This window comes from Methylocystis sp. sgz306128, from assembly GCF_056032725.1.
The window spans coordinates 1-25,142 of the sequence record NZ_JBVYWO010000012.1 but is presented as its reverse complement, the minus strand read 5'-3'; the positions used below and the strand labels follow the sequence as shown (position 1 = coordinate 25,142).

Genomic DNA, 25,142 nt, shown 5'->3' with positions numbered 1-25,142 from the left:
AATCCTTCGCGGCACCCGAGAGGGTGCGGCCCTTGCCCGCCTGTAAACCGCCCGCTAAACTTGCTCCAAAGCGAGGAAACATGACAGCTCAGACAGAACCTCACGGCGAATTATCGGTGCGCTGCATCGCCATGCCGGCAGACACAAACGCCAATGGCGATATTTTCGGCGGCTGGGTCATGAGCATGATGGATCAGGCCGGCGGCATTGCCGGGGTCACCCGCGCCAGAGGCCGCGTCGTGACCGTGAAGGTGGATGCAATGACCTTCATCAGGCCCATGCAGGTGGGCGATGTGCTCTCTGTGTACACGGATGTCGAATCCATCGGCCGCACTTCGATGAAAATCCATATTGAAGCCTGGGCCACCCGCTTTCGCACAGACATTCAGGAAAAGGTCACCGACGCAACCTTCACCTTCGTCGCGGTGGACGACAATGGCAAACCGCGCGTCATCCCGCGCGACTGAATAATTCTCTGGTGCGGATTTACGCTGCCTCCTCGAAAGAACCAAGAATAAACACGAATAAAATGTGATATGGCCAGTTGCACGACGCTGCTGTTCAGGTATATCTCTCTGCGCGCTACCGGGCCGGTAGCTCAATGGTTAGAGCCGGCCGCTCATAACGGTCTGGTTGGGGGTTCGAGTCCCTCCCGGCCCACCACGTATTCGGCTCATTTACCGGCTTTTCCGGGTTGAGAAAATTCCAACGACATGTCAGCGGCTTGCAAAGCCTATGGCGGCAAAACCAGTCTCTGCGGGCACGATTCACGAGAATATTTCGAGAATGGCGGGGCCGTCTCACGGCGCGAATTTCGATTTTCCGCGGCGTCACGTATTGGGATATTGAGCCATGGCGCCGGGGCTGGACCTGGCTCAAACCAGTCAAGGAAAAAAGGGTTTTGAGGCCGGGAGGTGTGAGGTGTGAGGCGCGAGGTGCGAGACGCGATACGAAGTAGCGAGGTGCAAGGCGCGGAGCAATGGGCAACGCGATGCGACATGCCGCTTAGTTGCTCGCAGGACTATTTTGCGAATGCGAGAACTGCGCGATCAATCTGGGCGGGGCAGACCCAGCGCCAACCATTGATCGGCAAAGCGTGACGGCAGATTGGCAAGACGTGTCACACCATAGCCACGCGGCAGATGACCGTGTATGACGGCTTTGATCAGCGCCGGGTCCAGAAAAGCAAGAGACAGCGTCATGCGGATCGACCGTTCAGTCTTGCCCTCGCGCAGCGCGATGGCCGACAAATCAGTGATGGTTCCCTGTGTGAGTTCGGCGACCCATCGATGAGCACGGGCAATCGCATGCAACAACCGTCCCCGCTCCTCCCCTTCCATCCGCCGCTCGCCACCTCGTGCATCGAGGGGAAGCAGGATCTCGCGCTGGCGTGTCCGCACAGGTTTATTCCAAGGCACACGTATCATATCGCGCGGCGCATCTGAGCCCGCTTCATGGCGCTGAAGGATTTCGACATGATCGTGACTGACCACGACACGCGCGAGACGGCGCTCAATCAAGTCCCGGGCCTGTCGTCGCGCCTGAGCGGAGGGCTCGCCTTTGCCAAGGCTCAAATGCACCTGCGCAGATTTAGACGATGCCGAGGCATCAAGGCCAGTGACCTGTTCTGGCGTGGACGTATGTGCTTGCAAGGCGCGCAGCACCAGTATTTCGATCGCCTGCGCCGGAATACGATGGATACTGTCCTTGGCGCGATCCCGCGATTGAGCGGCTGAGATCGACAGATAGTAGCGATAGCGCACACCCTTTTTGACCGAATAGGAGGGAGTCATCCGCTCTCCGTCGCTGTTGAATATCCGGCCAAGCAGCAAGGCCCCTGACGCCGCCCGGTCCGCCAGCTTGAACCGACGTTGCTGCTGAAGCTTGAGTTGAACCGCATCGAAGCCGTCGACGTCGATGATCGCTGCATGTTCCCCCGGAAAAAACTGGCCCTTGTGATTGATCTCGCCCAGATAGTGGCGGTTGGTCAGAATATGGGCGAGTGGCCCATTGGTGAAGAATATGCCGCCGATCGCGCGGCCACTTGAAAGCACCCGCGGACGGGTGCGGATATGTCTGGCCTTGAGTTCACGCTGAACTGCCCGCACCGAGCCATATCTGCGGTAGAGTTCGAATATAAGCCTGACCTCATCCGCTTCCTGTTCAACAACGATCAATTTGCGCTGCTCGACCCGATAACCATGGGGGACAACCCCGCCCATCCAAATCCCCTTCTTCTTGCTGGCGGCGATCTTGTCGCGGATACGCTCGCCGGTCACCTCACGCTCGAACTGCGCGAAGGACAACAGCACATTCAGGGTCAGGCGCCCCATGCTGCTTGTCGTATTGAAGGATTGGGTCACCGATACGAAGGAGACTTTATGCAGGTCGAACAAGTCAACGAGCTTGGCAAAATCCGCCAGCGAGCGGGTCAATCGGTCAACTTTGTAAACAACGATAATATCGATACGACGCTCGCGAATTCGCTCGAGAAGCTGTTGCAGTGCCGGGCGCTCCATCGAACCGCCCGAGAAGCCACCATCATCGAAGCGGTCGCGAACCAGCCGCCAGCCTTCATGCGCCTGGCTTTTGATATAGGCTTCAGCGGATTCCCGCTGGGCATCAAGGGAGTTGAATTCCTGCTCGAGGCCGGAATCACTCGATACACGGGTGTAGATGGCGCAGCGCAGAGTGGTCATCAGGTCGACCTCGCCCTTGTCTGGCCGCGGCTTGCGGACGATGATTGCACTTGCCCCTTGGTCTTGCCGACAGGCTGATCAAGACCGAAGAAGCGCCGACCGTTCCAATTGGTGCCGGTAATCGCCCGGGCTACTGCCGAGAGGCTGCCGAAGGTTTGATCATTCCAAAGATAGCCCTGATCGAGAACTGCGACCCGATGATGAACCCCTGCATGTTCACGCACCAGCACGCTACCCGATCTCGGCCCGGACAGATCGGGCCGAGGGACAGATGCTCCCCCTGCCCCCGGTTTAGCTTCGGCATACGCGGCCAACAGCGCCCGCGCCTGCGCATCAAGGTCGCCGGACTTGGCCACCTGCTCGCGCCAGAAAAGAATACGGATCAACAAGACCCTTGAAAGTCCGACTGGTGCCGCGCGCCCCATTACTCCGCGCCAACGCCGGCGGAGCAACGCCATATCAAGCCGGTCGAAATCGTGCTCGACCTCAATTGAGCCAGGGCTTTTATCTGCCTCGAGCGCGCGCTCAGGTAATTCATCGCGCCGCGGGGCCAAACCGGTGCCAATCGCGGTCGCCATGACAACCTCCTCTCTGGCTGACGGTCTGGGCATGGACTTAAGCCGCTTCGTTCTGATCGCTCAGAAGCCGATAGATGCTCGGCTCTGTCTTGTTCGGACGTTGGGAATCGATGCGAAGCCCACGCTTGCGCAAGCCCGTCAGAAAAGCCCGCGTTGTATGTGGTAACCAGCCGGTCGCCGCGGCGAGCGCCTTGATTGTCGTTCCGTCCGTCCTCGACAGGAGCGTGATGACCAGTTGCCTTTTGGAAATTTTGCAGTTCACGGTCGCCACAGCAATGGCCTCCGACTGTGCCGCGCTCTCGTCGATGGCCGGCGTCGACGGTGCAGACAGGGTCGAAACAGGCGTGCACGATGCAGACATGGACAGTGCAGGCAAGGACAGTGCCGCGCTGGACGATGCAGGCGTGGACGGTGCCGCGCTGGACGACGTCGGCCGGGTTGATACAGGCTCAGGCACCAAGGTAGGCCGCATCGCATTCTGCGGCCATTGATCGTTCCAATCCACGACCTCACTGTCGGTTTCTGCCGCAGCCTTTGCCCCATGCAGGCTGTGGACCAACCTGCGACCTGTTCGCGTAATCACGAGGCTGATCACGCGCCCATTCTCTGCCCGGCGCCAAGCCGGCATGCCGGGTTCCGCCGTCCGCTCCCGCATCAGCCTTTCCAGGAGAAGGTTTTCGGCTAAATCCACCAAACGGGCCGAACCCATCGGCCACGGCACAATGGCCGCGCCATCTTCACGCGACGCGGCATCAATGAGGATCATGGTTTGAATATTTGTGAGCTTCGACATTGTTCTGGCTCCAGATGTTGCAACAGCATCCGCTGTCACCAACACGACCCCGCAATGGCATCAGCCTGCAGGGTGGAGCGCGGCCAGGTATCGCTGCCGCGTCAAAAACAGCTACGCTCTGTTCACGAACAAAGTCCAATCGAATTGCGTCGGGAATACGGTCCCAAATGCGATCAGGTCTGCTTGGGCGGTCGCCAAGCGCTTCCGGGCCACCCGTGAGATAACGGTCATACCAGCGATAGAATGTTGTTCGAGGCACGCCAATTTGTTCCAGCTGCCCGGCGATCTCGAAGCACAGATTGCCGCGTTTATGGAGCATTAAAACCACCAGCGCTGTTAATTTTCGCTGCAGATTGAATCACTTGTTCACTCATGTTGAAATTCGCTAGTAATTGATCCACTTTTCCATGTGACGCTGATCCATTCAACAGATCTTTAAGTATATTTTTTTGTGAACTATTTAGACGTAGCGCCACGCTACGGTTAAATGAAAAAATGGATTAAATCGCAACGGTAATCAACAGGCCGAACTCATAAAGGGCCGACCGTAGTGCGTTGACCAGCTCTGTGCGTTGGCGGACGAGCCGTTCTCTTCCACGGAAAAGAAGCGCCTTAGCCTGCTGCTCCTCTGTCTTCGAAGCGATGAAGCGCATCTCCGGTCGCTGAGCGGCGATAACAATCGCTTCGGCATCCGCGGCATCATTCTTCTGGCGCTTTACAAATGGGCGTACATACTGGGGTGCGATCAGGTTTACCCGATGGCCATGTTTGGCTATCTCTCTTGCCCAATAATGCGCACTGCCGCAGGCCTCCATCACAACGCTCGCCACAGGATGCTCCGCCAAAAACTTGCGAAATTGCACCCTGGATAGCTTTTTGCGGAATTTAAGTTGCCCCGTCATGGAGGCTCCGTGCACCTGGAAAACGCTCTTGGCCAGATCGATACCGATCATCGTCTCTGTCTTCATGTCTGCCATCCTTCCCGTTGAATGAATTGAACGCAACAATCTTCAAACAAGAATTATCGTTTAGGAAGGGCGGCAACCACTCCATCTATTCACCTTTAGGATATTGATTTACCTCTCGTATCGACCCATTTTTCCATTTCGTCATGATCCGCATTATCTAAAAAATTTGATAAATTTCAGTGATTTGACCGAGTTAGGTCAGATCAACGCCAAATGCACAAATGAGTCAATCTGAAGCGAAAATTGTCAATCTGTCCCCAGAAAATGAAGCGAATTCGGGTCTCAGGTCGCGGCAATTAATGGTTTGTCGGCGCGTCGATCCAACATGTGTGGAAGTTTGAACGTCTTTGATTTGCAGGCTCTTTGACTGTGAACAGAAAGCACAGGCTACATCAACTGATACTCGCAACAGAGCAGAATTCAGATCATTGATCGCCAGACCAGCCTCTGCTTGCCGTCTCACCGGCTGCAAGCTCGATGATTTCTGCAGTTATTTCATCCTGGCGCACGATGCGTTGGCGCGCCTCCAGAGAGCCCAGCCGACGTTCGATCTGACTATGAGCAGCGGCCATAGCTTCCATACGTGCTTCATTTTCCGCTGCAAACGCATGAAGCGCGCGGTTACATAACTGGGCCTGTACATAATCCATGGTCAGATCGGACAATAGCTTTTGTGGCGAAAGATTAAGCAAGGGCGGCATGAGCGCCGCCGCAACGGGCATTGCCGAAAAATCCAGCGGAAACAAGCGGTGCCGTTCGATATGAATGCCCTGGCCCGGATGCCATTGGCTGAAAACTGTATCCAGGCGGTTTACCGAACCGTTGGTCAGAAGGCGCTCGAGCGCCAGGCAAATATGATCGGCGAGTTTTGGAATAGCGAGCGAATGGGACGGCATGGGCGCGCTCCAAAATGCTCTCAGCCCCTTTTCCTCGGCCAGAACAGTGCCGCGCGTGCCAATAATGATAAGTTCCGATTGTCCAAATTCGTCAGCCACACTGGAAAAGACCCGCTCACTGAACGCGCCGGCAAAGCCCTGCTCAGCACAGAATAGAACCAACGCCTGCCGGGCCGCTGATCTTTCTCCGGTCTCGGCATAACCTTGCGGCATAAGCGCTAAAGTCTGGCCGATCGCCGCAACAATGGTTGCCGCATAAGCATCGACGGCTGCCAACTGATTGCGTGCCTGTTGCGCACGCGCTGCCGCAATGCCGCGCATGGCACTGACCACCGTGCCAAGCTGACTAATCCCGGCAATGCGTGCACTGATATCGGCCAGACGCTCGGTCATGACTGGCTGCTCTCTGGCACGGAAGGCTTAAGGAACGTGCGTGCATGGCGACCAAGAGCATTCAGCAGCGCAGCATGGTCGACTTCGCCAAGCACGCCGGCGGACTCGATCCCCGCGACGACTTGTGCGAAATTCTGATCCAGCCAGGCTGCCAGTCCTTGCCGAAACAAGGGCAGCGCTTGTAGCGGCAAGTCATCAAGCAACCCGGCCTGCACGGCCATAATCTCGGCGATCTGGTCACACAGCCGCAACGGTGCATGTTGCGCCTGTGACAGCAGGGTGCGGATGCGCGCACCACGTGTTAATTGCGCCCTGACCCGGGCATCTGGCATCCCGCCAAATCGCGTGAAGGTTTCAAGCTCGAGAAACTGAGCATAATCCAGTCGCAGATTTTCAGCTGCCACCCGCAGCGCCTGAGCTTGTGTCTTGCCGCCAACACGACTGACACTTCGTCCGACATCGACAGCAGGCTTCTGACCCTCATGGAACAACCGTCCATCAAGCACGATCTGCCCATCGGTGATCGAAATAAGATTTGTGGGAATATAGGCGCTCAGATTGCCCGCATCAGTTTCGGCAATGGGCAGCGCGGTGAGCGAGCCACCACCTTTTTCCTTCGAGAGTTTGGCAGCGCGCTCCAGTAGCCGCGCATGAATATAGAACACATCGCCGGGATAGGCCTCCCGACCTGGTGACTGGCGGGTCAGCAGAGCAATTTCACGGTGGCTCGCCGCATGTTTGGTCAGATCGTCAATGACAATGAGCGCATGCTGGCCCAGATCACGAAAATATTCCGCCATGGTGAAGCCCGCAAAAGGTGCAATCCATTGCAGACCAGGCGAGCTCGCTGCCTCGGCCACGACAATGATGCACCTCTCCGGCGCGCCAAATGCGTTAATGGCATCGATAGCACGCCGCACACCCGAACTTTTCTGGCCAACGGCGACATAGACGCAAACCATATCGGTGTTTTTCTGATTGATGATCGTGTCGATGCCGATCGTGGTTTTGCCCAAGGCACGATCGCCGATGATCAGTTCACGCTGCCCCCTACCCAGAGCGAACAAAGTATCAACGACCAACAGGCCGGTCTGTACCGGTTGGGTGACAAGGTCACGCTCCAGAATAGCCGGCGCAGGCCGCTCCACCGGCTCCCTACGGATAGCGGCAATAGCACCTTTCCCGTCAAGCGGTCTTCCCAGCGGGTCGACAATACGGCCAAGCAGGGCCGGCCCCACCGGCACGCGCACAACATCACCGGTGCCGCGCACGATGTCTCCAGCCTTGACCTGATCAACCCCATCAAACAGCACACAGCCGATCTCGTGCTGATCCAGAATCTGGATAAATCCAAATTGCCCGCCCTCAAAACGCAGCAATTCGTCGAGCCGCGCGCCCGGCAGTCCGGACACAAGGGCGATGCCGTCCCCCACCCGCTCTACACGCCCGATCTCTTGCGTATGCGGGCCAAGACTGAGCTTACGCAGCCTGCGCACCGCGCTGTCCAGCCAATGCTCCGCAATCGGATCAGAGATTGCCGTCATGATCCAGTTCCGCTTGAATGGCCGCAAGATCGGCGCGCCAGCTGTTGGAGATAATAAGATGCGGCGACTGCAGCTCCAGACCAGCGATCAATCCGGGATCGACCTGAAACGTCAGGTGAGGTTTTGCGCCAACCGCATCTTCGATGACTTTTCGGGTTTTATCCTGTTCAGCCTGCGGCAGCGGTGACGAGCTTATGATGCGTACCGGCACTCCATCGTGCAATGCCGCGCGCCTGTCCTGCGGCAGAGCCGCAAGTTCAGCCCCCAACCAGTTAAGGAAAACCTCATTCAAGCCCGATTTGCTCAACCGCGCCAAGAAGTGCCCGGCAATCTGAACGGCAAGACGGCTCGCCTGTTCGCGCCAAACCTGCTGGGCGGCCGCGCTTTCAGTTTTTATGTCCAGCCGCGCGGCTTGCAACATGGCTTCTGCTTCGCGCCGGGCTGCGGAGAGAATTTCGTCGCGCACGGCCTCGCCGGCTTGCTTCGCCGAAGCGGCGATCTGCGCCCGCTCAGCCTCCAATTTTGCACGAAGTTGAGTAACATCCTGCAATGCGCTGTCGGCTGCGGCCTTCTGTGCCCGTGCCGATTCGAGTATGTCACACGCGGCCTTCTGCCGTTGCTCCAGAATCGCAGCGACGGGACGCCAGAAAAAGCGGGCCAGCAGCCATATGAGAACAAGGCCATTGACCGTCTGCAGCGCAAGTGTCCACCAATCAATCTTCATGTGTTATTTCAGCAAAGGGTTGGCGAAGAGCAGCAAAAGGGCGATGACAAGACAATAGATCGCCATAGTCTCTATCATCGCCAGACCGACAAACAGTGTCCGCGAGATCGTGTTGGCGGCCTCGGGCTGGCGGGCTATGGCATCCATGGCAGCGGCAACAGCTCGCCCCTCGGCAAGTGCCGGGCCAATGGCTCCGAATGAGACCGCAACAGCGGCGGCGATGATACTGATGAACGCGAGCCAGTTCATGGAGATATCCTCTTGCTGGTATGTTCGGACGCGGATTTTGCATCACTGACGGCACCTGCGATGAAAACCATGGCAAGAACGGCAAAAATATACGCCTGCACCGCGCCAGTCAGCAGATCAAGCGCCATCAACGGAATCGGGACGAGCAGTCCCGCCAGCGAAAGTACGATGCCGACAACAAAGACCCCGCTCATCACATTGCCAAAAAGGCGCACAAGCAAAGAGAATGTCCTCGTTAAACTTTCGATAAAATTAAGCGGGATCATCAGCGGGTTCGGCGCAGCAAATGTGCGCAGATACCCACGTATGCCGCCGGCACGCACCCCAAACCAGATCACCGCGCCGAACACCAGCAGAGCCAGCGCGGCGTCAGTCTCAAGATGGGCAGTCGGCGGTTCGATACCTGGCAACAAGGATGACCAGTTGGCAACGAAAATGAAAATGAACAACGTGCCAATAAAGGCTCGGTATGGTGCTGGTTCCACCCGCATCGTATCGCGGATCTGACCGTCGAGCGTCTGCACAATCATTTCAATGAACGTCTGGACACGGGTGGGTGCCAGCTTGAGACGGCAGGTCAGGGCAAAACCTGCAAATGTCAGCGCCGCCATGATAACCCAAGTCGTGACGACACCGTTGGTGACGGGCACCGGCCCGAGATGAAACAGCGGAGTACTAATTAGCGGTGAAATCATGGCAATGTCCCGCGGATTTTGTTGACAACGCAGGGCCGGGCCAAAAGCAGGCCGAGCGCAGTGGCGAGCAAGAGCCAAGTACCTGCAAGCGCGGCCAGCGCGAGCACGATGCCCAGCAGCATTAGGCGGACTGGCATGACAATCAAAACCGGCCATATCCGGCCGCCACCAGCGAAACGCCGCACATTCCACCACAACGAGCAGAAATAGATAAGTCCAACGCCAAATCCAAACATCAGGTGCACAGGCATGAGCACCCAGAACGGCAAGTGATGGAATAGCAGACCGATCATGGGTTTTTCATCCATTTCCATGCCGACCAGCTACCGAGCACGACCCCGATCAACAATAACGGACCAGTCCAGAATATCCCGGAATGGAACATACTATCGAGCCAACGACCAATGAAAATGCCGGTCAGCATGGGGGTGACGATAATCCAGCCGAGTACGCCGATCTGCGCCAGACGATGCGCCACGGAAGGGTCACCTTCGTGCGCCGCGCGCAGATAGCGCCTGCTGCGGACACGTACATGACCGACAAGCGGATCCTGCTCGTCATCAGTGCCGTCAGGCGGATCCATCTGGAAAGGTGCGGTCATCAAAACAGCCCGCCCTGCTGTTGGGGCCTAAGATGCCGCATAATCTGTCGTATGGCATTCAGATGCAGTCGAGTGCTTTGGGTGCGTTCAGTGCGTTCGGCCTCTGTATCTGCACGGAATCGCACGAGGATTAATTCATCAAGACGCGCCATATCGTCTCCCGGCACCGCCTCGCGCGTGGCAATGGTTACTATTCCATCACGGGCAACCGACAACACTCCTCCACGCACAGCACAATAATGCGGCCGTTCTTCCGCAATGCGCCAGCTAACGATGCATAATGTCAGGCTGGTGAGAAACGGTGCATGACCGGGCATGATACCAAATCCGCCGCTTTCGTCCTCGGCACGAATGGCCAAAACATTATCGACGTTTGCAACGATACTCAACGGCGTGATGACGCGCAATTTCATGCGGCATGCTCCCGGCTTGCGATCTCCCGCAGGCGCGCCTCTTCCAGCGTGCCCACCATATAGAGCGAGCTCTCAGCCCAATCATCCGTTTTTCCATCAAGAATTGCACGACATCCGGCCAAAGTGTCCGTTCGGGAAACGCTGCGTCCGGGTTTGCCGGTAAAAGCTTGCGTCACTGCGAAGGGTTGGCTGAGAAATCGCTGAAGCCGCCGCGCCCGCTGCACGACGAGCCTGTCCGCTGCGCCCAGTTCCTCAATCCCGAGCAAGGCGATAATGTCCTGTAAATCCTTGAAACGGGCAAGCGCCTCACGCGCCCTTTCAGCAATCGCATAATGTTCGGCGCCAACGATGAGCGGATCAAGCAGCACGGAACTCGAGGCAAGCGGATCAATGGCCGGATAGAAACCCTGTGCAGCCATATCACGCGAGAGCATTATGATACTGTCCGTATGGCTGGAAATTGCAGTGACGGCAGGATCGGTAAAATCATCCGCCGGCACATAGACCGCCTGAATGGCCGTCACAGCGGCACCAGCAACCGAAGCGATCCGCTCCTGCAGATCCGCAACTTCCGTTGCCAATGTTGGCTGATACCCCACGCGTGAAGGCAGCCGTCCCAGCAGGCTCGACAATTCACTGCCTGCCTGAACAAAGCGAAACACATTATCCATCAGCAGCAGCACATTCTGGTGCTTCTGATCGCGGAAATATTCAGCGATGCTGAGCGCGGAGAGAGGCACCCGCCAGCGGGCGCCAGGTGGCTCATTCATCTGGCCATAAATAAGAACCGTGCGGGCAAGAACTCCCGAGCGCCGCATGTCGGTGAGCAATTCATGCCCCTCGCGCGAGCGCTCGCCAACTCCAGCAAACACGGAAATGCCCTTCGATTTCTCAACCATTGCATGAATGAGTTCCATTACAAGGACGGTCTTGCCCACGCCCGCCCCGCCAAACATGGCAGCTTTGCCACCTTGTGCAAGCGGTGACAAAAGATCGATGACCTTGATTCCTGTGTCGAATATCTCATTGATCGATGTTTCACGTTCCAGCGGCAGCGGCAGCGCATGTATTGAGCGGCGCGGCACGTCAGGCGGAAGCGGCACTCCCGGATCGCAGATATTGCCAACCACATCCAGCAGACGCCCCAGCAGCGCCTCGCCCACCGGCACTGATATAGGCGCACCGGTCAGACAAACCTTCGTACCGCGCGCAAGACCTGCTGTGGCCTGCAACGCGATGCACCTGACCATATCATTGCCAACATGGCTGTGAACCTCCAGCACGAGCGATCCCGGCCTATCCCATTCGACAATAAGGGCGCTGTTGATCTCGGGCAACGGCGGTGCGTCAAATCCGACGTCGACGATAGCGCCACGAACAGAGCGGACAATACCTGTTGCTTGCGCCAGTTTCATGAGCAATTCCGTGCTGCCTTTGTTGTCGGACGCCATTTCCTTGAAACTTTACCATTTTTTCTGGGCCTGCCGATACCGAACCGGGATTGCCTTTCAGGATTTGCCGGCAGTGAATCCGCCATCAACCAGCAGATGCGCGCCCGTTATGAAACTCGCCTCATCGCTGAGCAGGAAAACAACAGCATTGGCCACCTCCCGCGGACGCCCAAGTCGGCCAACGGGATGCAATTTGATCAAGGCATCCATGGTGGCCTGATCCAGCCCAGCCAGTAGGGGAGTGTCAATATAGCCGGGGCCAACCGCATTGACACGTACGCCTTTGCCCGCAGCCTCCAGCGCCAGTGTATGAGTTAGATTTACGACGCCGCCTTTCGCCGCAGAATAGGCCGCCGTCATCGATTGACCGAAAACGCCGAGAATTGAGGCGCAATTGACGATACTGCCCCTGCCCTGACGATACATCTGGCGCAAGGACGCACGCGCCACCCGGAAAACTCCGGTCAGATTGACGTCGAGGACATGCAAAAAATCTCCGTCCGGATAAGATTCAGCCGCGCTCATGCCGCCAATTCCGGCATTATTAAACACCCCATCCAACCGGCCCATGTCAGCGGATACGGACGATATCAGCTTGTCCACCTGATCACTCGAGGTCATATCTGCGGCAAAAAACAAACAGCGTGAGCGATAATCCCTGTCCAGTTCCATGGCTCTGAATTCGCCATTATGTCCAGGAAGATCGGCAATCGCCACACTGGCACCCTCTTCAAGGCAGCGCTGCACAGTCGCCAGACCAATACCGCTGGCGCCGCCCGTGACCAGAATGATTTTGTCTTTAAGACGCATGATCCCTCGCACAGAAGTTCGAGATAATAACAAATGCCGGAGCCTGCTCGGGCAAATCAAAGTGTGAAGAGGTTAGGCCGATCTTTCGGCGAAGACCTTGCGCCAGATCAAAAATTGCACTTGGAACGATTTATACCGTCCTGCCCGATCGCTTTACAAATTGCCGATCGTGCATCCAGGTCGCAATGCTAGTTCGAGCCAAAATGCAATACTGTAGAAATTCGCTAGTAATTGATCCACTTTTTCATGTGGCGCTGATCCATTCAAGAGATATTTAAGTATATGTTTTTGTGAAATATTCAGACGTAGCACTAGGCTACGGTTAAATGAAAAAGTCGATTAAATCGTAACGGTAATCAACAGCTGAGCCGCAAAACGCATTCAACGCGCCGGAACGCTATGCGCTCGATCCGGATGCTTTTCAGCACATCGCGAGCAAAATCCTCATTGGCAAACTGATGAAAATCCGGAGCCGGAGGCAAGACGACGTCCGGGCTGCCGCATTGACGTATCGCGGCATATAAAATTCCCATGCAGGGCGAGTCTTGAGGGCCGAACCACGCGGTCATCGCTAAACGGCCGCCCGGACGCAGCACGCGATAGGCTTCCCTGAGCGCCAACTCTTGTTCAGGCACATGCGGAATACCAACATTCGAGAGTACGATGTCGAAGTGCTGGCTGGCAAAAGGCATCCGCTGTGCATCCCCTTCAACAAAGCTGACATCGGGGACATTGGCCCGCGCCAGTTCCAGCATGGCGGGAGAAAAATCAAGGCCCGTTACTTTGCAGCCAGCGGCGACCAAAGCCTCCGCCACAGAACCGTGACCGCAGCAAAGGTCTAACGCATCCTCGCCTGCATGAACATCAACTGAAGCGAGCAGATCCGGTATTGCCTGTCGGGGAACGCCAGCGAAAAGCTGCACATAATCGGCAGCCCGAGTATTTTCCTTCCAGGCCGAACTTTCCGTATCCGCGAAGGCGCTGAAGTCGCTCATGTCGCCTCAAGATAATTGTCCGCCGCGACAAAGGTCATTTTAGTGACAGGCCATTCAACAAGCAAGCCTGACCTGAAAGCCGCATGCCCTCCATTTTTGAGGCAGAGTCCCCGAGCAGCCGGCTCTACCAAATTTTAGAGCAGATTTAGGGACTCAGGTTACCCCCGTTTGCAGTTAAAGTGCTGTGCGCCTAAGCTTCATTCAAATTTCTGACCATACGAAGAGCAAACATGATGAGCACGGACTGTTCCTCTCAAGCCAGCGCAAAGGCCGACGTGATCTTCTCCGACGGCGCATTTATCAAGGAACTACGGCAGCAGATGCTGAGATTTGCTACCCAGCAGCTCGGAGATAGCGCGCTCGCAGAAGATGCTGTCCAGGAAGCCCTGATGGGTGCATTAAAAAATGCAGGTTCATTTCGTGCACAGGCCGCATTCAAGACTTGGGTCTATGCCATTTTGAAAAATAAGATCCGCGACATTTTAAGGGCACGCCAGCGGCGGATGATTTCAATTGATGAGCATTCCGACAATGAGTCCGATCGAGGGACGGAAAACTATTTTAATGAGCGCGACATGTGGTCTTCGCAGCATAAGCCTGCCGACTGGGGTAACCCAGAGATTGCGTTACTTGGGCAGGATTTCTGGCGCGTCTTTGAAACCTGCATGAGCCATCTTCCGCCCCAGCATAGTCGTGTGTTCATGATGCGGGAAATGATCGAACTCGACTCAAATGAAATTTGCCGCGAGGTCGGCATTACCATCTCCAATCTCAATGTCATGCTATATCGCGCACGCCTGCGCTTGCGCGAGTGTCTCGAGTTGCATTGGTTTGCAGGGAGTAATGACAGATGATGAGCTGCGAATATGTTTCCCGTCTCTCTTCAGAAAAATTGGATCGCCGTCTGAATATCAAGGAACAGGTCGCGCTCCAGATGCATATTGCCTTTTGCAAGGGATGCCGGCATTTCACCAGACAGATGGAAGAATTGCGTCTGATCACCCGCACCTATATGCGTCAGGGCGAGGCCGATAACCGGTCCGATAGTCCCGATCCGGAAAAATGACGCCATCTTCGGCGTGCCGTGTAAGAATTTACCCGCTCGCGCGACAAACCTAACAAAGATCACTTTGTCGACGCGAGAGAGCATATGGTTCTGGCCGAAATTCAGTTTGAGGATCTGATCCGCCCAATCAGTGATTTTACGAACGTCATAGGGCTCTGCGTCAATCCCACAGCCCTGCCATGAAGCGTCCGCTCTTCTTTGCCGCAATCGCTGGCGCTCTTGCTCTGGGTATTTTTTTGTTTCGGGCACAAGTGCCGGATTTGGCTTATCTCAAAGCCCATCTTTCAGATCTGACAGTCTGGCGGGAACAATCGCCGTTCACCTCAATTCTTCTGACTTTTGTTATTTATGTGCTGGTCACGGCCTTTTCCCTGCCGGTCGGCACGCTCATGACTCTGGCGATCGGAGCAATATTCGGCTTTATTCAGGGCTTGCTGATCGTCTCATTTGCATCAAGCCTCGGCGCGTTGCTCGCCTTTCTCAGCGCCCGCACTTTCTTGCGCGAAGCGGTTGAGACACGCCTAGGCCTGCGTCTGAAACGCATGAATGAAGGATTCAGGCGCGATGGCCCAATTTATCTCTTCACCCTCCGGCTCATTCCGGTGTTCCCGTTTTTTCTGGTCAATCTGGCCATGGGCCTCACGCCGCTCACGGCATGGACGTTTTATTGGGTTAGTCAGGCCGGGATGCTGGCGGGTTCAGCTGTTTATGTGAATGCAGGCACTCAGCTTGGCCGCCTCCATTCGCTTTCGGGCGTGCTATCTCCGGGGCTCATCGCGTCTTTCGCTTTGTTAGGATTGTTCCCCTGGCTGGGCAAAGCCAGCATTAGTCTTTGGCGCAAACGGCGGATCTACAAACGTTTCAAGAAGCCAAAACATTTCGACCGCAACCTTATCGTGATCGGCGCTGGCGCGGCCGGCTTGGTCAGCACCTATATCGCCACTGCCGTAAAAGCAAAAGTGACACTTGTTGAAGCTCATAAGATGGGAGGAGACTGCCTCAACTATGGCTGTGTGCCAAGCAAGGCCCTGATCAAAAGCGCCAAACTCATGCATCAATTTACCAATGCTGAGCAATATGGACTTGTCGCCTCCGCCAATCCGCCGTCCTTCCGCAAGGTCATGGCACGTATACAAGACGTTATCGAGACCATCGCGCCGCATGATAGCATTGCACGCTACACGGCGCTGGGCGCCGAAGTCCTGCAAGGCTATGCCCGCATCATCGATCCCTGGACAGTGGATATTGCACTGAATGATGGCGTCTCGCGCCGGCTTACCACGCGCGCCATCATCATTGCGACTGGCGCGCGACCCTTTGTTCCGAAGCTGCCTGGACTAGAGGAGACCGGTTATGTCACCTCCGACACGTTGTGGCAGACATTTGCACAATATGACGCGCCACCGCGACGGATTGTCGTGCTAGGTGGCGGCCCCATCGGCTGCGAGCTGGCGCAGGCCTTTGCCCGGCTGGGCGCGCAGGTGACGCAGATTGAAATGGCGCCTCGCTTGCTCGTGCGGGAAGATAAGGATGTATCGGAATTTGCGCGGCGCGCGCTTGAGGCGGACGGCGTCGCCATCCTGACCGGGCACAAGGCGCTCTCATGCGCCATTCAGGACGGCGAAAAGCTGATCGACATCGAATGCAATGGCGTTAAAAGCCGGATCGCTTTTGACGAACTGATCTGCGCGGTGGGTCGGACGCCGCGGCTAACCGGCTTCGGCCTGGAAGAACTCGGAATTTCGTTGGAGCGGACGCTTGATACCAACGATTTTCTTGAAACGATTTATCCGAATATTCTTGCGGCTGGGGATGTTGCCGGCCCTTATCAGTTCACTCATATTGCCGCACATCAGGCGTGGTTTGCATCGGTCAACGCCCTGTTCGGCATATTCCGCAAATTCCGGGTTGATTACCGGGTCATTCCCTGGGCCACATTCACGGATCCCGAAATTGCCCGTGCCGGCCTCAACGAACAGGACGCCCAGCAACAGGGCATAAAATTTGAAGTGACCCGCTTCGATCTTGCAGAACTTGACCGCGCCATTGCCGATGGCTCTGCGCGTGGCTTCATCAAAGTGCTGACACCGCCGGGCCAGGACACTATTCTTGGCGTCACGATTGTAGGCGAACACGCCGGCGACCTGCTGGCCGAATTTGTTCTGGCGATGAGGCACGGCCTTGGCCTTAACAAGATTCTTGCCACTATCCATGCCTATCCAACCTTCGCCGAAGCGAACAAATATGCCGCGGGCGAGTGGAAACGCGCGCATATCCCAGAAAAAGCACGCAGCTTGATGGAATGGTATCATCGCTGGCGAAGAGGCGCGTGACATGCTTGATCGTTATATCTTGCCGGGTCAGAAAATTCTGCTGCAGCCTGCAGCCCGGCTATTGCGCGCAGGGCGAATATCGGCCGATCAGATTAGTTTGGCAGGTTTTGCGGCCGGCCTGCTTGCTGTGCCTTTGCTCGCGTCCGATCATGTCCGGATCGCGCTCTGGTTCATTCTGGCCAATCGGTTGCTCGATGGACTTGATGGCGCGGTTGCCCGACTCGAAGGCCCAACCGACAGGGGCGCCTTTCTGGATGTAGCTCTGGATTTCGTCTTCTACGCCATTGTGCCACTCGGCTTTGCAATTGCTGATCCTACGCGCAATGCACTTGCCGCGGCCAGTCTGATCGCGGCTTTTGTGGGCACAGGGACGAGTTTTCTCGCCTTCGCGATTTTCGCCGCGCAGCGACAGATGAAGGCGGAGCATCATCTCAACAAAGGCATTTATTATCTCGGCGGGCTAACCGAAGGCGCAGAGACAATTGCTCTTTTCATTACGATGTGTCTTTGGCCCAGTTGGTTTGCCCCGCTTGCCTATGGATTTGCGCTTTTATGCGTGATCACCACGCTCATGCGTTGGCATCAAGGCTGGACGACGTTCAAGCCGAAATGATGTGTAACACTCTGTAACAAATCGCTGCGTCACCACGACTAATGAGCAAAGCTTTAAATCTGAGTTTTTTGTCATTTTGAGAGAGGTATTATCCATGTTTCGTCCGGTTTTTTTAGCCGCGGTTGGATGTATGATTTTGGCCAGTACCGCGCAAGCCGCCGGCTCTTGGGATGAAACGCTGGCAAAGGCAAAGGGACAGACAGTCTATTGGAACGCATGGGGCGGTGACGAGCGCACCAACGCCTTCATTCACTGGGTTGGCGACGAAGTGAGCCAGCGCTACGGCGTAAGGTTGCAACAGGTGAAATTATCGGACACAGCAGAGGCCGTCACGCGTGTGATCGCCGAAAGGACAGCGGGCAAGACCAGCGATGGTTCCGTGGATCTTATCTGGATCAATGGACCTAATTTCCTGTCTATGAAAGAGAAAGGCTTACTTGCCGGACCATTCGTGAAAGATCTGCCCAACGCACGCTTTGTTGATCTCTCCCCTGCATCCCCAGCCTCGGTGGATTTTACCGTTCCTGTGCAGGGGTATGAATCGCCATGGAGGCTAGCAAAATTCGTCTTCAATTATGACAGCGCCCGTGTCGAGTCGCCACCCAAAACCATGCAGGACCTGCTCATCTGGGCCAAAGCGCATCCAGGCCGGTTCACCCATCCAGTCATCTCTAATTTCATGGGTGCCACCTTTCTCAAACAGGCTTTGATTGAACTCGCGCCCGATCCCTCTGTCCTGCAATTGCCCGCAACCGATGCAAGTTTTGCAGCAGCAACCGCTCCGCTCTGGGCCTGGTATGACCAACTGCGCCCGGCTCTTTGGCATCAAGGTAATGACTTTCCGGCCAGTGAATCCGCGCAGCAGCAATTGCTGGCCGATGGCGAAATTGACATATCAATGTCTTTTGACCCGGCCAGCGCGGCGGCGGCCATAGCGGATGGTAAATTGGCGAAAAGCATCAAGACCTATACGCTCTCCAATGGAACGCTTGGCAATGTCAGTTTTGTCGCCATTCCCTTTAACGCAGCCCACAAGGAAGGGGCTATGGTCATTGCCAATTTCCTTCTGGATCCCGCGACACAGGCCCATGCGCAGGATATCCATGTTCTTGGCAGTTTTTCGGTGCTTGACCAGACAAAGCTGAATCCGGATCAAGCGGCTGCATTCAAGGCGCTGCCTAAATCAACAGCGCTCCCCACCAATGCCGAACTCGGCAAAACATTGCTGGAGCCGCATGCCTCGTGGATGACCCGCCTCACCAAAGCCTGGAGCGAACGCTACACCAGATGATCTCAACCCATGTAATTGGATATCGACTGGGCTTAGCGCTGTGCCTGGCCGCCGGCTTTCTTACGCCTGTCGCTCTAGGTTTCTGGCAAACATTATTGCCGGCATTCGGCTATATGCCAGCGCTTGGCGATAATGAGATAAATTTTGGGCCATGGCGAGAATTAGTGAGTATGCCTGGCTTCGGAACCAGTCTTCGGCTGACCCTTGGCACCGGATTCGCTTCAACCGCGCTGGCCCTCGCGCTTGCCATGAGTTTCTGCGCTATCGTCCATGGCCGCATCGGCAGAAATGCTGCGGAGCGGATGCTGGCCCCGCTTCTTGCCACTCCGCACGCCGCAATGGCCATAGGATTGGCCTTCCTCCTGGCGCCTTCGGGGCTCTTGTTCCGTCTGGTCAGCCCCTGGGCCACTGGTTGGCAGACCCCCCCGGATATTGTGATTATCCACGATAGCTGGGGCATGTCGCTGATAATTGGTCTTCTCGCGAAAGAGGTTCCGTTTCTGCTGCTGGTCATTCTGGCAGCGCTCAATCAGATCGCCGTGCGCGAATATCTGGCGGCCGGACAAGCCCTCGGTTATGCTCGCGGCCTCGTATGGGTCAAGATCATCTTTCCACAGGTCTATCCTCAGATACGCCTCAGCCTCTATGTAGTTCTTGCCTTCGCTTTTTCGGTCGTCGACATGGCCATCATTCTCGGTCCGAACAATCCACCGACTCTCGCCGTGGCGGCGATGCGATGGTTCGAGGCCCCGGATACGGCATTGCTGAAGCCGGCGGCTGCCGCGGCAATGCTGCAAACGCTGATCATTGTCGCAGCCATTGCGCTCTGGTGGTGGGTTGAGCGCGTATTCATCCGGATCGGACGCTGGTGGATCGTGCGCGGTGGGCGCGGCCTGACGAGTGAGCCCGGATTGCGTTTCGCCTCGTTCCTCGTTCTGGTTCTCTTTGCTTTGGCGGCGCTGGCGCTCTTCTCTCTCATATTGTGGTCGCTCGCCTGGCGTTGGCCTTTTCCTGCCGTCGCACCCACGGTATGGTCGTGGCATGCTTGGCATGAAGCAGTCACCGCAGGGTATGATAACATTACCAACACGATCTGGCTCGGGCTGGTGACAACTCTGACAGCGCTAGTCCTTGCCATTGCATGGTTTGAAGGGGCTGGATCAGGACGAGGCGGCTCTGGCGCGGCTTTGCTCTTTGTTGTCTTCCTGCCGCTCTTCATTCCACAAATTGCATTTCTGTTCGGCCTTGATGTCATCTTTCTGCGATGGGGATTGAGCGGGTCATTTGTCGCAGTAGCCTGGGCACAGGTGTTGTTCGTCTTCCCCTACGTTATGATGGCGCTTTCCGATCCTTGGCGCGCACTGGACCCGCGCTACATCAGATCTGCAGCCGCGCTCGGTTCCGACCCGGTGCATATCCTCGTGAGGATAAAATTGCCCTTGTTGCTTCGACCGATTCTTACCGCCGCCGCCATTGGCTTTGCAGTGAGCGTTGGCTTGTATTTACCAACCCTCGTGATTGGCGAAGGACGCGTGCCGACGCTAACGACAGAAGCTGTCGCGCTCGCAAGCGGCGCAGACCGACGTCTGCAGGGTGTCTATGCGGTGCTACAGGCTTTTCTGCCGATGCTAGCTTACGCGGCAGCGTTTCTGATTCCACGATTCGTGTATGCGCGGCGCGCAGCCCTGCGCGGAGATATCATATGAATGCGCTTCACTTATGCCATGTGACGATCCGGCTGCGCAATTCCGGCCAGACGCTTATTGACGATCTCGATCTTCATGTATTGCCGGGCAGGATAGCGGTTATCATGGGTGCAAGCGGTATCGGCAAGTCCACCTTGCTGGCCTTCATCGGCGGACATCTCGATCCGGCATTCCAGGCAACAGGCACTGTCAGGATCGGCGAGCAAGATGTTACTCATCTCGCACCCGAGAAGCGGCATATCGGCATCATGTTTCAGGACGATCTGCTATTTCCACATCTTTCGGTCGGTGAAAATCTCATGTTTGGACTGCCATCAGATATTCGCGGCAGGGCTGCGCGGAAGGAACGGGTGGACGCGGCGCTGATCAACGCCGGACTGTCCGGCTTTTCCGGGCGCGATCCGGCCTCCCTGTCTGGCGGACAACGCTCGCGCGTCGCGCTTCTGCGCACGCTCTTGTCAAAGCCCCGAGCTCTATTACTCGACGAGCCCTTCGCAAAACTCGATCAAAGCCTTCGCATGGACGTGCGGTCCTTTGTGTTTGAACATGCTTTGGCGGAAAATCTTCCGGTGTTGATGGTCACTCATGACGAAGCCGATGCCGCCGCAGCCGGGGGCAACATCGTTGCCCTGCGCAGTTAATTCACATGAGCCGCACCGCCTGCGCCTCAAATATTATTGCACGCGGCCTGTAAGATCTGGAGCCTTGGCGCGACAAATGGTCATGAGCACTGCTTGGCATCTTCTAATTTGTCTCGGCGGATTTAGCCGGGATGGAAAATGCGCGACAATATGGGGGCAAGAGTGATATCGGGTTTTGAGGCCATCAACCATCACGCTAGCCAGTTGCGGCTGATATTTTTTATCGGCATTTTCACGCTCATGGTTCTTTGGGAACTGGCCATGCCACGGCGGGTTCAGACACTTGGCCGCGCCACGCGCTGGCCGTCAAATCTCGGCCTTGTGATTCTGGATACTTTACTGGTCAGGTTGCTCATTCCAACCACCGCTGTCGGGGTTGCACTTTATGCCGAGCAGGCGGGTTGGGGCGTGTTCAACACAATCCAGCCCGGCGGCGGCCTGGCCGTCATCCTTTCGGTAATATTGCTCGATCTGGCTATATACTGCCAGCACGTACTGTTTCACTTCGTGCCGGTCCTTTGGCGCCTGCACCGCGTCCACCATGCCGATACCGAATTCGATGTGACGACGGGCCTGCGGTTTCATCCGGTTGAAATTCTGCTTTCGCTGATAATCAAGTTCGGCGCCATAACGCTTCTCGGTGCTCCGCCTGTTGCTGTGATTATTTTCGAAATCCTCCTCAACGGCACAGCCATGTTCAATCATAGCAATATACGCCTGCCTTTCTGGCTCGAGGGGCTGTTGCGCTGGATATTGGTCACGCCGGACATGCACCGCGTACATCATTCGGTGGTCCGCGCCGAAACAGATAGCAATTTCGGCTTCAACCTGCCCTGGTGGGACTTCGTGTTCCGGACTTACCGCGCCGAACCCGAGGCTGGGCAATCACACATGATCTTCGGCATTAATGAATTTCGTGACTCCGCAGAACAGCGTCTTGATAAAATGCTGACTCAGCCATTCCGGGACAAGGACACGGCATGAGCGACCTTCACCAGGACAAGAGCGCAAGTCAGAGGGATAACCCATGCCCAAGTGCCGGGAAGCCATTTTAGTTTTTCTGTTTTTATTTGCTAGCGGAGTACAAGCTCAAGATATGCCGTCCAGAATTATGGTGGGGGATTTTTCTGCGAGCCAGTTGCAGGGCTGGGAAACGAAGCTGTTCAAAGGTGAGACGGCATATTCCTTCGTGCCGGATTCGGATCAACATGTGAATGTGCTGAAAGCGCAGGCGCATGACTCGGCTTCCGGCCTTTATCGCAAAATCAAGGTCGATCTCTCCAAGACGCCATTCATCAATTGGTCCTGGAAAGTCGAAAATATTTTCCCGGGGATAGACGAAAGCTCGAAAGCCGGCGATGATTTTCCGGCGCGTATTTACGTCGTGGCCGAGCGCGGGATAATGGTTATGCGTTCGCTCTCGCTCAATTATGTCTGGGCGAGCGAGCACCCGGCGCAAAGTCTCTGGCCAAGCCCTTATACCGGCCAGGTCATGCTGTTTGCTGTCGATTCCGGAACACGGAATCTTGGTACCTGGACCAGCCATAAGCGCAACCTGCGCGCCGACCTGCATCAGGCCTTTGGTCAAGACATCGAAGAAATCGATGCCGCCGCACTGATGACAGACACCGACAATCACGGCGGCGATGCTGTGGCCTATTATGGAAATATCTGGTTCAGCGCTGAATGAACCGTGTTCAATTTTCAAATATTCGATTTTAAACCGCGGCAATCTGATCTTTGCTGCGCCCGCCAAGGTAAAAAGCACTCCAAGGAGAATGAAATGTCCGAAAATGCAAAATTATCACTCGCCCCGCAAACGCTTGAATCGGACAATCCACAGGCCAGAGCGATGTTGGAAAAAGTAAAGGCTCAGGTGGGATTCATTCCTAACATGTATGCCGGTATGGCGAATTCGCCGGGGCTGTTACATACATATCTCGAAGGCTACAATGCATTTCGTGCGCATTCTGGCTTCACACCGGCAGAGCAAGAAGTAATTTTCCTGACAATCAGCCGGGAAAATGGCTGCGAATATTGTATGTCGGCGCATAGTATGATCGCAGACCGGGTTTCAAAAGTGCCGTCCGACGTGTTGCAGGCCCTGCGCTCCGACGCCGACGTTCCCGATAAAAAACTCGCGGTCTTGGGCTCCTTCACCTCACACATGTTCGCCACACGTGGCCGACCGGCCGAAAGCCAGTTGCGTAAATTTCTCGCGGCTGGTTTCACTGAATCTCAGGTTCTGGAAATCGTTCTGGCCTTGGCTGTTAAGACCATTAGCAATTATGCAAACCACGTGAACATGCCGGAACTGGATGCTGCTTTTTCGGCCTATGCATGGACGCCAAACCCGTAGCAAGGCACTGCGCTGACATCTGACGAGCAATTGCCACGCAATCGCCCTCATTTGAATGTGCAATATAGCATCAGAACTGGAGAACCATATGAGACCATTTGCCTTCAGCGCAGCATTGGTAATTTCAACCGGCATCGTCGCAGCCCCCGCCTCTGCTGCACCCGTCGTCATATTGGAGTTTCAAACGCATGCCGCCTTTTTCTCCGCTGAAACGAAACAGGCAAAGGCGCTTGATCCGCAAGCCTTTGTCGCTGATTCGGGTGTGGCAGCCGGAATTGGGCCGCAAAACATTGCGCACGCACCGGGTGTTCGCCCCGCTTTCATTGCTGATGACGGCAAGAACACGCCACTGGTCAATGCTGAGGCAAAGCCGCTGGGCTTTAATCTGGGGCAATGGCTTACTGCCCGCGGCCGGGCGATAATCAAGTCTGAGCCTGACGGAGCGCTGATCTCGTTGTCATTCAAGGACCTGCGTCCGCGCGGCCATTACAGCCTTTTCGAAAATCACTTCGATCAGTCACCCACCGGTTTTACGCCGCTCGACGGTAAAGGCATCAGGAACAATTTCATCGCCCGCGCCGACGGCTCAGCACAGATTTTAATCAAGGCGCCAGATGTACCGACGCATGTCAACGCGATCCTTCTCGTCTATCACAGCGACAGCCGCTTTCATGGTGCCGAGCGCGGCAAGATCGGAGTCAATGCCCATCACCAATTGATTGCCCGACCGGATTAGCCGCAGTAGAGATAATACGAGCTGAAGACAGATTATTCCCGGCCAAGCCGGAGGAATTCGAACCAATACTGCGGCAATCCAATAGCACTATCAGACAGGTAATTTCGCTAGCGATGATTGGCAACCGCTCTCAAAATGCGGCGATGTTCAACGCTGTCAAGATCGTGCATTTTGTCGTCATTGGATCGAAACTCTCCTCTCTCTCCAAAGGGGTCACAAGCCGGAAACTCTACCCTCAGGCGGTCCAAGGATAGGTGTGGGTGGTAATTTTCGCTTCAGATTGACCCATTTTGTCACTCTACGCTGATCCGTTTTGACTTAATCAAATCACTGAAATTTATCAAAAATTTCTCGATAACGCAGATCACCACTAAATGGAAAAATGGGGGTGCGGACGAAAACTTGGACCACCGGGAGGTAGTTCATGTATTCCTACGCAGACAGGCTTCGCGCCGTTGAGCTTTACATCAGGCTTGGCAAGTGAATAGCCCCGAGTTTTCTAGACACCTTACAGTTTCAATTTTTGCTGCTGCTCGAAGTCAGCCGGTGACAGCATGCCGTTTCTGACATGCTTACGTTGCGGGTTAT

26 protein-coding genes, 1 tRNA gene and 2 pseudogenes are annotated in these 25,142 nt (G+C 55.8%); 13 read left to right on the top strand and 16 right to left on the bottom strand.

The features are described from left to right. Positions 1 to 80: 80 nt before the first annotated feature. Together AC0N03_RS14775 and AC0N03_RS14770 are read left to right on the top strand one after the other, a co-directional pair. On the top strand, positions 81 to 467 hold the full coding sequence (locus tag AC0N03_RS14775) for an acyl-CoA thioesterase (protein ID WP_474289581.1): 387 nt from the start codon (positions 81 to 83) through the stop codon (positions 465 to 467). 120 nt (positions 468 to 587) lie between these two features. Next, a tRNA-Ile gene (locus AC0N03_RS14770) sits at positions 588 to 663 on the top strand. Positions 664 to 1,049: 386 nt separating this feature from the next. Here AC0N03_RS14770 and AC0N03_RS14765 read toward each other — a convergent pair. The 16 genes and pseudogenes from AC0N03_RS14765 to AC0N03_RS14690 form a co-directional block, all read right to left on the bottom strand. Further along, positions 1,050 to 2,699 (bottom strand): recombinase family protein, encoded by a 1,650-nt coding sequence (locus AC0N03_RS14765; protein ID WP_474289580.1) that lies wholly within the window; start codon positions 2,697 to 2,699, stop codon positions 1,050 to 1,052. Further along, complete coding sequence (locus AC0N03_RS14760; RefSeq protein ID WP_474289579.1) at positions 2,699 to 3,277, bottom strand: DUF2924 domain-containing protein; 579 nt, start codon at positions 3,275 to 3,277, stop codon at positions 2,699 to 2,701. Before AC0N03_RS14760 ends, AC0N03_RS14765 begins: the two co-directional genes overlap by 1 nt. Positions 3,278 to 3,314: 37 nt before the next feature. After that, positions 3,315 to 4,070 carry a DUF3489 domain-containing protein gene (locus AC0N03_RS14755; protein ID WP_474289578.1) on the bottom strand — a complete coding sequence of 252 codons (756 nt, stop codon included), beginning with the start codon at positions 4,068 to 4,070 and terminating at the stop codon, positions 3,315 to 3,317. 127 nt (positions 4,071 to 4,197) lie between these two features. After that, positions 4,198 to 4,389, bottom strand: a pseudogene (locus AC0N03_RS14750) (helix-turn-helix domain-containing protein); the annotation flags it as partial. A gap of 196 nt (positions 4,390 to 4,585) precedes the next feature. Further along, a pseudogene (locus AC0N03_RS14745) lies at positions 4,586 to 5,038 on the bottom strand (IS110 family RNA-guided transposase); the annotation flags it as partial. Between the two features lie 425 nt (positions 5,039 to 5,463). After that, complete coding sequence (locus tag AC0N03_RS14740) at positions 5,464 to 6,327, bottom strand: F0F1 ATP synthase subunit gamma (RefSeq protein WP_474289577.1); 864 nt, start codon at positions 6,325 to 6,327, stop codon at positions 5,464 to 5,466. Then, entirely contained in the window at positions 6,324 to 7,871 is a 1,548-nt protein-coding gene (locus tag AC0N03_RS14735) for a F0F1 ATP synthase subunit alpha (RefSeq protein WP_474289576.1), read from the bottom strand. The genes AC0N03_RS14740 and AC0N03_RS14735 overlap by 4 nt, the downstream gene beginning before the upstream one ends. Beyond that, positions 7,855 to 8,595, bottom strand: a complete 741-nt coding sequence (atpF, locus tag AC0N03_RS14730; RefSeq protein ID WP_474289575.1) for a F0F1 ATP synthase subunit B — start codon at positions 8,593 to 8,595, stop codon at positions 7,855 to 7,857. The genes AC0N03_RS14735 and atpF overlap by 17 nt, the downstream gene beginning before the upstream one ends. 3 nt (positions 8,596 to 8,598) lie before the next feature. Further along, positions 8,599 to 8,844, bottom strand: coding sequence for a F0F1 ATP synthase subunit C (locus AC0N03_RS14725; protein WP_474289574.1), 246 nt, complete (start codon positions 8,842 to 8,844; stop codon positions 8,599 to 8,601). Continuing rightward, a complete protein-coding gene (locus tag AC0N03_RS14720; protein WP_474289573.1) occupies positions 8,841 to 9,539 on the bottom strand; it encodes a F0F1 ATP synthase subunit A in 699 nt (232 codons plus the stop codon). The genes AC0N03_RS14725 and AC0N03_RS14720 overlap by 4 nt, the downstream gene beginning before the upstream one ends. Continuing rightward, positions 9,536 to 9,853: an N-ATPase subunit AtpR gene (locus AC0N03_RS14715; protein ID WP_474289572.1), complete on the bottom strand. Its 318-nt coding sequence runs from the start codon at positions 9,851 to 9,853 to the stop codon at positions 9,536 to 9,538. The genes AC0N03_RS14720 and AC0N03_RS14715 overlap by 4 nt, the downstream gene beginning before the upstream one ends. Then, entirely contained in the window at positions 9,829 to 10,140 is a 312-nt protein-coding gene (locus tag AC0N03_RS14710) for an AtpZ/AtpI family protein (protein ID WP_474289571.1), read from the bottom strand. Before AC0N03_RS14710 ends, AC0N03_RS14715 begins: the two co-directional genes overlap by 25 nt. Then, positions 10,140 to 10,553 (bottom strand): F0F1 ATP synthase subunit epsilon, encoded by a 414-nt coding sequence (locus tag AC0N03_RS14705; RefSeq protein WP_474289570.1) that lies wholly within the window; start codon positions 10,551 to 10,553, stop codon positions 10,140 to 10,142. The genes AC0N03_RS14710 and AC0N03_RS14705 overlap by 1 nt, the downstream gene beginning before the upstream one ends. Next, positions 10,550 to 11,968, bottom strand: a complete 1,419-nt coding sequence (gene atpD, locus AC0N03_RS14700) for a F0F1 ATP synthase subunit beta (RefSeq protein WP_474289569.1) — start codon at positions 11,966 to 11,968, stop codon at positions 10,550 to 10,552. Before atpD ends, AC0N03_RS14705 begins: the two co-directional genes overlap by 4 nt. A 93-nt stretch (positions 11,969 to 12,061) precedes the next feature. After that, entirely contained in the window at positions 12,062 to 12,814 is a 753-nt protein-coding gene (locus tag AC0N03_RS14695) for an SDR family NAD(P)-dependent oxidoreductase (protein WP_474289568.1), read from the bottom strand. Positions 12,815 to 13,170: 356 nt separating this feature from the next. Further along, positions 13,171 to 13,809 (bottom strand): class I SAM-dependent methyltransferase, encoded by a 639-nt coding sequence (locus AC0N03_RS14690; protein ID WP_474289567.1) that lies wholly within the window; start codon positions 13,807 to 13,809, stop codon positions 13,171 to 13,173. Between the two features lie 230 nt (positions 13,810 to 14,039). Between AC0N03_RS14690 and AC0N03_RS14685 the strand changes: the two genes are divergently transcribed. From AC0N03_RS14685 to AC0N03_RS14635, 11 genes are all read left to right on the top strand, one after another. Next, a complete protein-coding gene (locus AC0N03_RS14685) occupies positions 14,040 to 14,663 on the top strand; it encodes a sigma-70 family RNA polymerase sigma factor (protein ID WP_474289566.1) in 624 nt (207 codons plus the stop codon). Next, positions 14,660 to 14,875, top strand: coding sequence for an anti-sigma factor family protein (locus tag AC0N03_RS14680; protein WP_474289565.1), 216 nt, complete (start codon positions 14,660 to 14,662; stop codon positions 14,873 to 14,875). Before AC0N03_RS14685 ends, AC0N03_RS14680 begins: the two co-directional genes overlap by 4 nt. A gap of 260 nt (positions 14,876 to 15,135) precedes the next feature. Next, complete coding sequence (locus AC0N03_RS14675) at positions 15,136 to 17,208, top strand: FAD-dependent oxidoreductase (protein WP_474289636.1); 2,073 nt, start codon at positions 15,136 to 15,138, stop codon at positions 17,206 to 17,208. A gap of 1 nt (position 17,209) precedes the next feature. Beyond that, a complete protein-coding gene (locus AC0N03_RS14670; RefSeq protein ID WP_474289564.1) occupies positions 17,210 to 17,821 on the top strand; it encodes a CDP-alcohol phosphatidyltransferase family protein in 612 nt (203 codons plus the stop codon). A gap of 130 nt (positions 17,822 to 17,951) precedes the next feature. Then, a complete protein-coding gene (locus tag AC0N03_RS14665; RefSeq protein ID WP_474289563.1) occupies positions 17,952 to 19,112 on the top strand; it encodes an ABC transporter substrate-binding protein in 1,161 nt (386 codons plus the stop codon). Then, positions 19,064 to 20,818 (top strand): ABC transporter permease, encoded by a 1,755-nt coding sequence (locus tag AC0N03_RS14660; protein ID WP_474289562.1) that lies wholly within the window; start codon positions 19,064 to 19,066, stop codon positions 20,816 to 20,818. The genes AC0N03_RS14665 and AC0N03_RS14660 overlap by 49 nt, the downstream gene beginning before the upstream one ends. Beyond that, positions 20,815 to 21,459: an ATP-binding cassette domain-containing protein gene (locus AC0N03_RS14655; protein ID WP_474289561.1), complete on the top strand. Its 645-nt coding sequence runs from the start codon at positions 20,815 to 20,817 to the stop codon at positions 21,457 to 21,459. The genes AC0N03_RS14660 and AC0N03_RS14655 overlap by 4 nt, the downstream gene beginning before the upstream one ends. A gap of 138 nt (positions 21,460 to 21,597) precedes the next feature. Continuing rightward, positions 21,598 to 22,443 carry a sterol desaturase family protein gene (locus tag AC0N03_RS14650; RefSeq protein ID WP_474289560.1) on the top strand — a complete coding sequence of 282 codons (846 nt, stop codon included), beginning with the start codon at positions 21,598 to 21,600 and terminating at the stop codon, positions 22,441 to 22,443. A 112-nt stretch (positions 22,444 to 22,555) separates the two neighbouring features. Further along, positions 22,556 to 23,149, top strand: a complete 594-nt coding sequence (locus AC0N03_RS14645; protein WP_474289559.1) for a DUF3047 domain-containing protein — start codon at positions 22,556 to 22,558, stop codon at positions 23,147 to 23,149. Between the two features lie 93 nt (positions 23,150 to 23,242). Beyond that, entirely contained in the window at positions 23,243 to 23,818 is a 576-nt protein-coding gene (locus tag AC0N03_RS14640; protein ID WP_474289558.1) for a carboxymuconolactone decarboxylase family protein, read from the top strand. An 88-nt stretch (positions 23,819 to 23,906) separates the two neighbouring features. Then, complete coding sequence (locus AC0N03_RS14635) at positions 23,907 to 24,554, top strand: hypothetical protein (RefSeq protein WP_474289557.1); 648 nt, start codon at positions 23,907 to 23,909, stop codon at positions 24,552 to 24,554. The last annotated feature ends 588 nt before the right edge of the window (positions 24,555 to 25,142 follow it).

What these genes read in the sequence shown, in the direction of transcription:
- AC0N03_RS14775 (WP_474289581.1), top strand. Translation starts at nt 81, where the DNA reads ATGACAGCTCAGACAGAACCTCACGGCGAATTATCGGTGCGCTGCATC.
- AC0N03_RS14765 (WP_474289580.1), bottom strand. Translation starts at nt 2,699, where the DNA reads ATGACCACTCTGCGCTGCGCCATCTACACCCGTGTATCGAGTGATTCC.
- AC0N03_RS14760 (WP_474289579.1), bottom strand. Translation starts at nt 3,277, where the DNA reads ATGGCGACCGCGATTGGCACCGGTTTGGCCCCGCGGCGCGATGAATTA.
- AC0N03_RS14755 (WP_474289578.1), bottom strand. Translation starts at nt 4,070, where the DNA reads ATGTCGAAGCTCACAAATATTCAAACCATGATCCTCATTGATGCCGCG.
- AC0N03_RS14740 (WP_474289577.1), bottom strand. Translation starts at nt 6,327, where the DNA reads ATGACCGAGCGTCTGGCCGATATCAGTGCACGCATTGCCGGGATTAGT.
- AC0N03_RS14735 (WP_474289576.1), bottom strand. Translation starts at nt 7,871, where the DNA reads ATGACGGCAATCTCTGATCCGATTGCGGAGCATTGGCTGGACAGCGCG.
- atpF (WP_474289575.1), bottom strand. Translation starts at nt 8,595, where the DNA reads ATGAAGATTGATTGGTGGACACTTGCGCTGCAGACGGTCAATGGCCTT.
- AC0N03_RS14725 (WP_474289574.1), bottom strand. Translation starts at nt 8,844, where the DNA reads ATGAACTGGCTCGCGTTCATCAGTATCATCGCCGCCGCTGTTGCGGTC.
- AC0N03_RS14720 (WP_474289573.1), bottom strand. Translation starts at nt 9,539, where the DNA reads ATGATTTCACCGCTAATTAGTACTCCGCTGTTTCATCTCGGGCCGGTG.
- AC0N03_RS14715 (WP_474289572.1), bottom strand. Translation starts at nt 9,853, where the DNA reads ATGGAAATGGATGAAAAACCCATGATCGGTCTGCTATTCCATCACTTG.
- AC0N03_RS14710 (WP_474289571.1), bottom strand. Translation starts at nt 10,140, where the DNA reads ATGACCGCACCTTTCCAGATGGATCCGCCTGACGGCACTGATGACGAG.
- AC0N03_RS14705 (WP_474289570.1), bottom strand. Translation starts at nt 10,553, where the DNA reads ATGAAATTGCGCGTCATCACGCCGTTGAGTATCGTTGCAAACGTCGAT.
- atpD (WP_474289569.1), bottom strand. Translation starts at nt 11,968, where the DNA reads ATGAAACTGGCGCAAGCAACAGGTATTGTCCGCTCTGTTCGTGGCGCT.
- AC0N03_RS14695 (WP_474289568.1), bottom strand. Translation starts at nt 12,814, where the DNA reads ATGCGTCTTAAAGACAAAATCATTCTGGTCACGGGCGGCGCCAGCGGT.
- AC0N03_RS14690 (WP_474289567.1), bottom strand. Translation starts at nt 13,809, where the DNA reads ATGAGCGACTTCAGCGCCTTCGCGGATACGGAAAGTTCGGCCTGGAAG.
- AC0N03_RS14685 (WP_474289566.1), top strand. Translation starts at nt 14,040, where the DNA reads ATGATGAGCACGGACTGTTCCTCTCAAGCCAGCGCAAAGGCCGACGTG.
- AC0N03_RS14680 (WP_474289565.1), top strand. Translation starts at nt 14,660, where the DNA reads ATGATGAGCTGCGAATATGTTTCCCGTCTCTCTTCAGAAAAATTGGAT.
- AC0N03_RS14670 (WP_474289564.1), top strand. Translation starts at nt 17,210, where the DNA reads ATGCTTGATCGTTATATCTTGCCGGGTCAGAAAATTCTGCTGCAGCCT.
- AC0N03_RS14665 (WP_474289563.1), top strand. Translation starts at nt 17,952, where the DNA reads ATGATTTTGGCCAGTACCGCGCAAGCCGCCGGCTCTTGGGATGAAACG.
- AC0N03_RS14655 (WP_474289561.1), top strand. Translation starts at nt 20,815, where the DNA reads ATGAATGCGCTTCACTTATGCCATGTGACGATCCGGCTGCGCAATTCC.
- AC0N03_RS14650 (WP_474289560.1), top strand. Translation starts at nt 21,598, where the DNA reads ATGCGCGACAATATGGGGGCAAGAGTGATATCGGGTTTTGAGGCCATC.
- AC0N03_RS14645 (WP_474289559.1), top strand. Translation starts at nt 22,556, where the DNA reads ATGCCGTCCAGAATTATGGTGGGGGATTTTTCTGCGAGCCAGTTGCAG.
- AC0N03_RS14640 (WP_474289558.1), top strand. Translation starts at nt 23,243, where the DNA reads ATGTCCGAAAATGCAAAATTATCACTCGCCCCGCAAACGCTTGAATCG.
- AC0N03_RS14635 (WP_474289557.1), top strand. Translation starts at nt 23,907, where the DNA reads ATGAGACCATTTGCCTTCAGCGCAGCATTGGTAATTTCAACCGGCATC.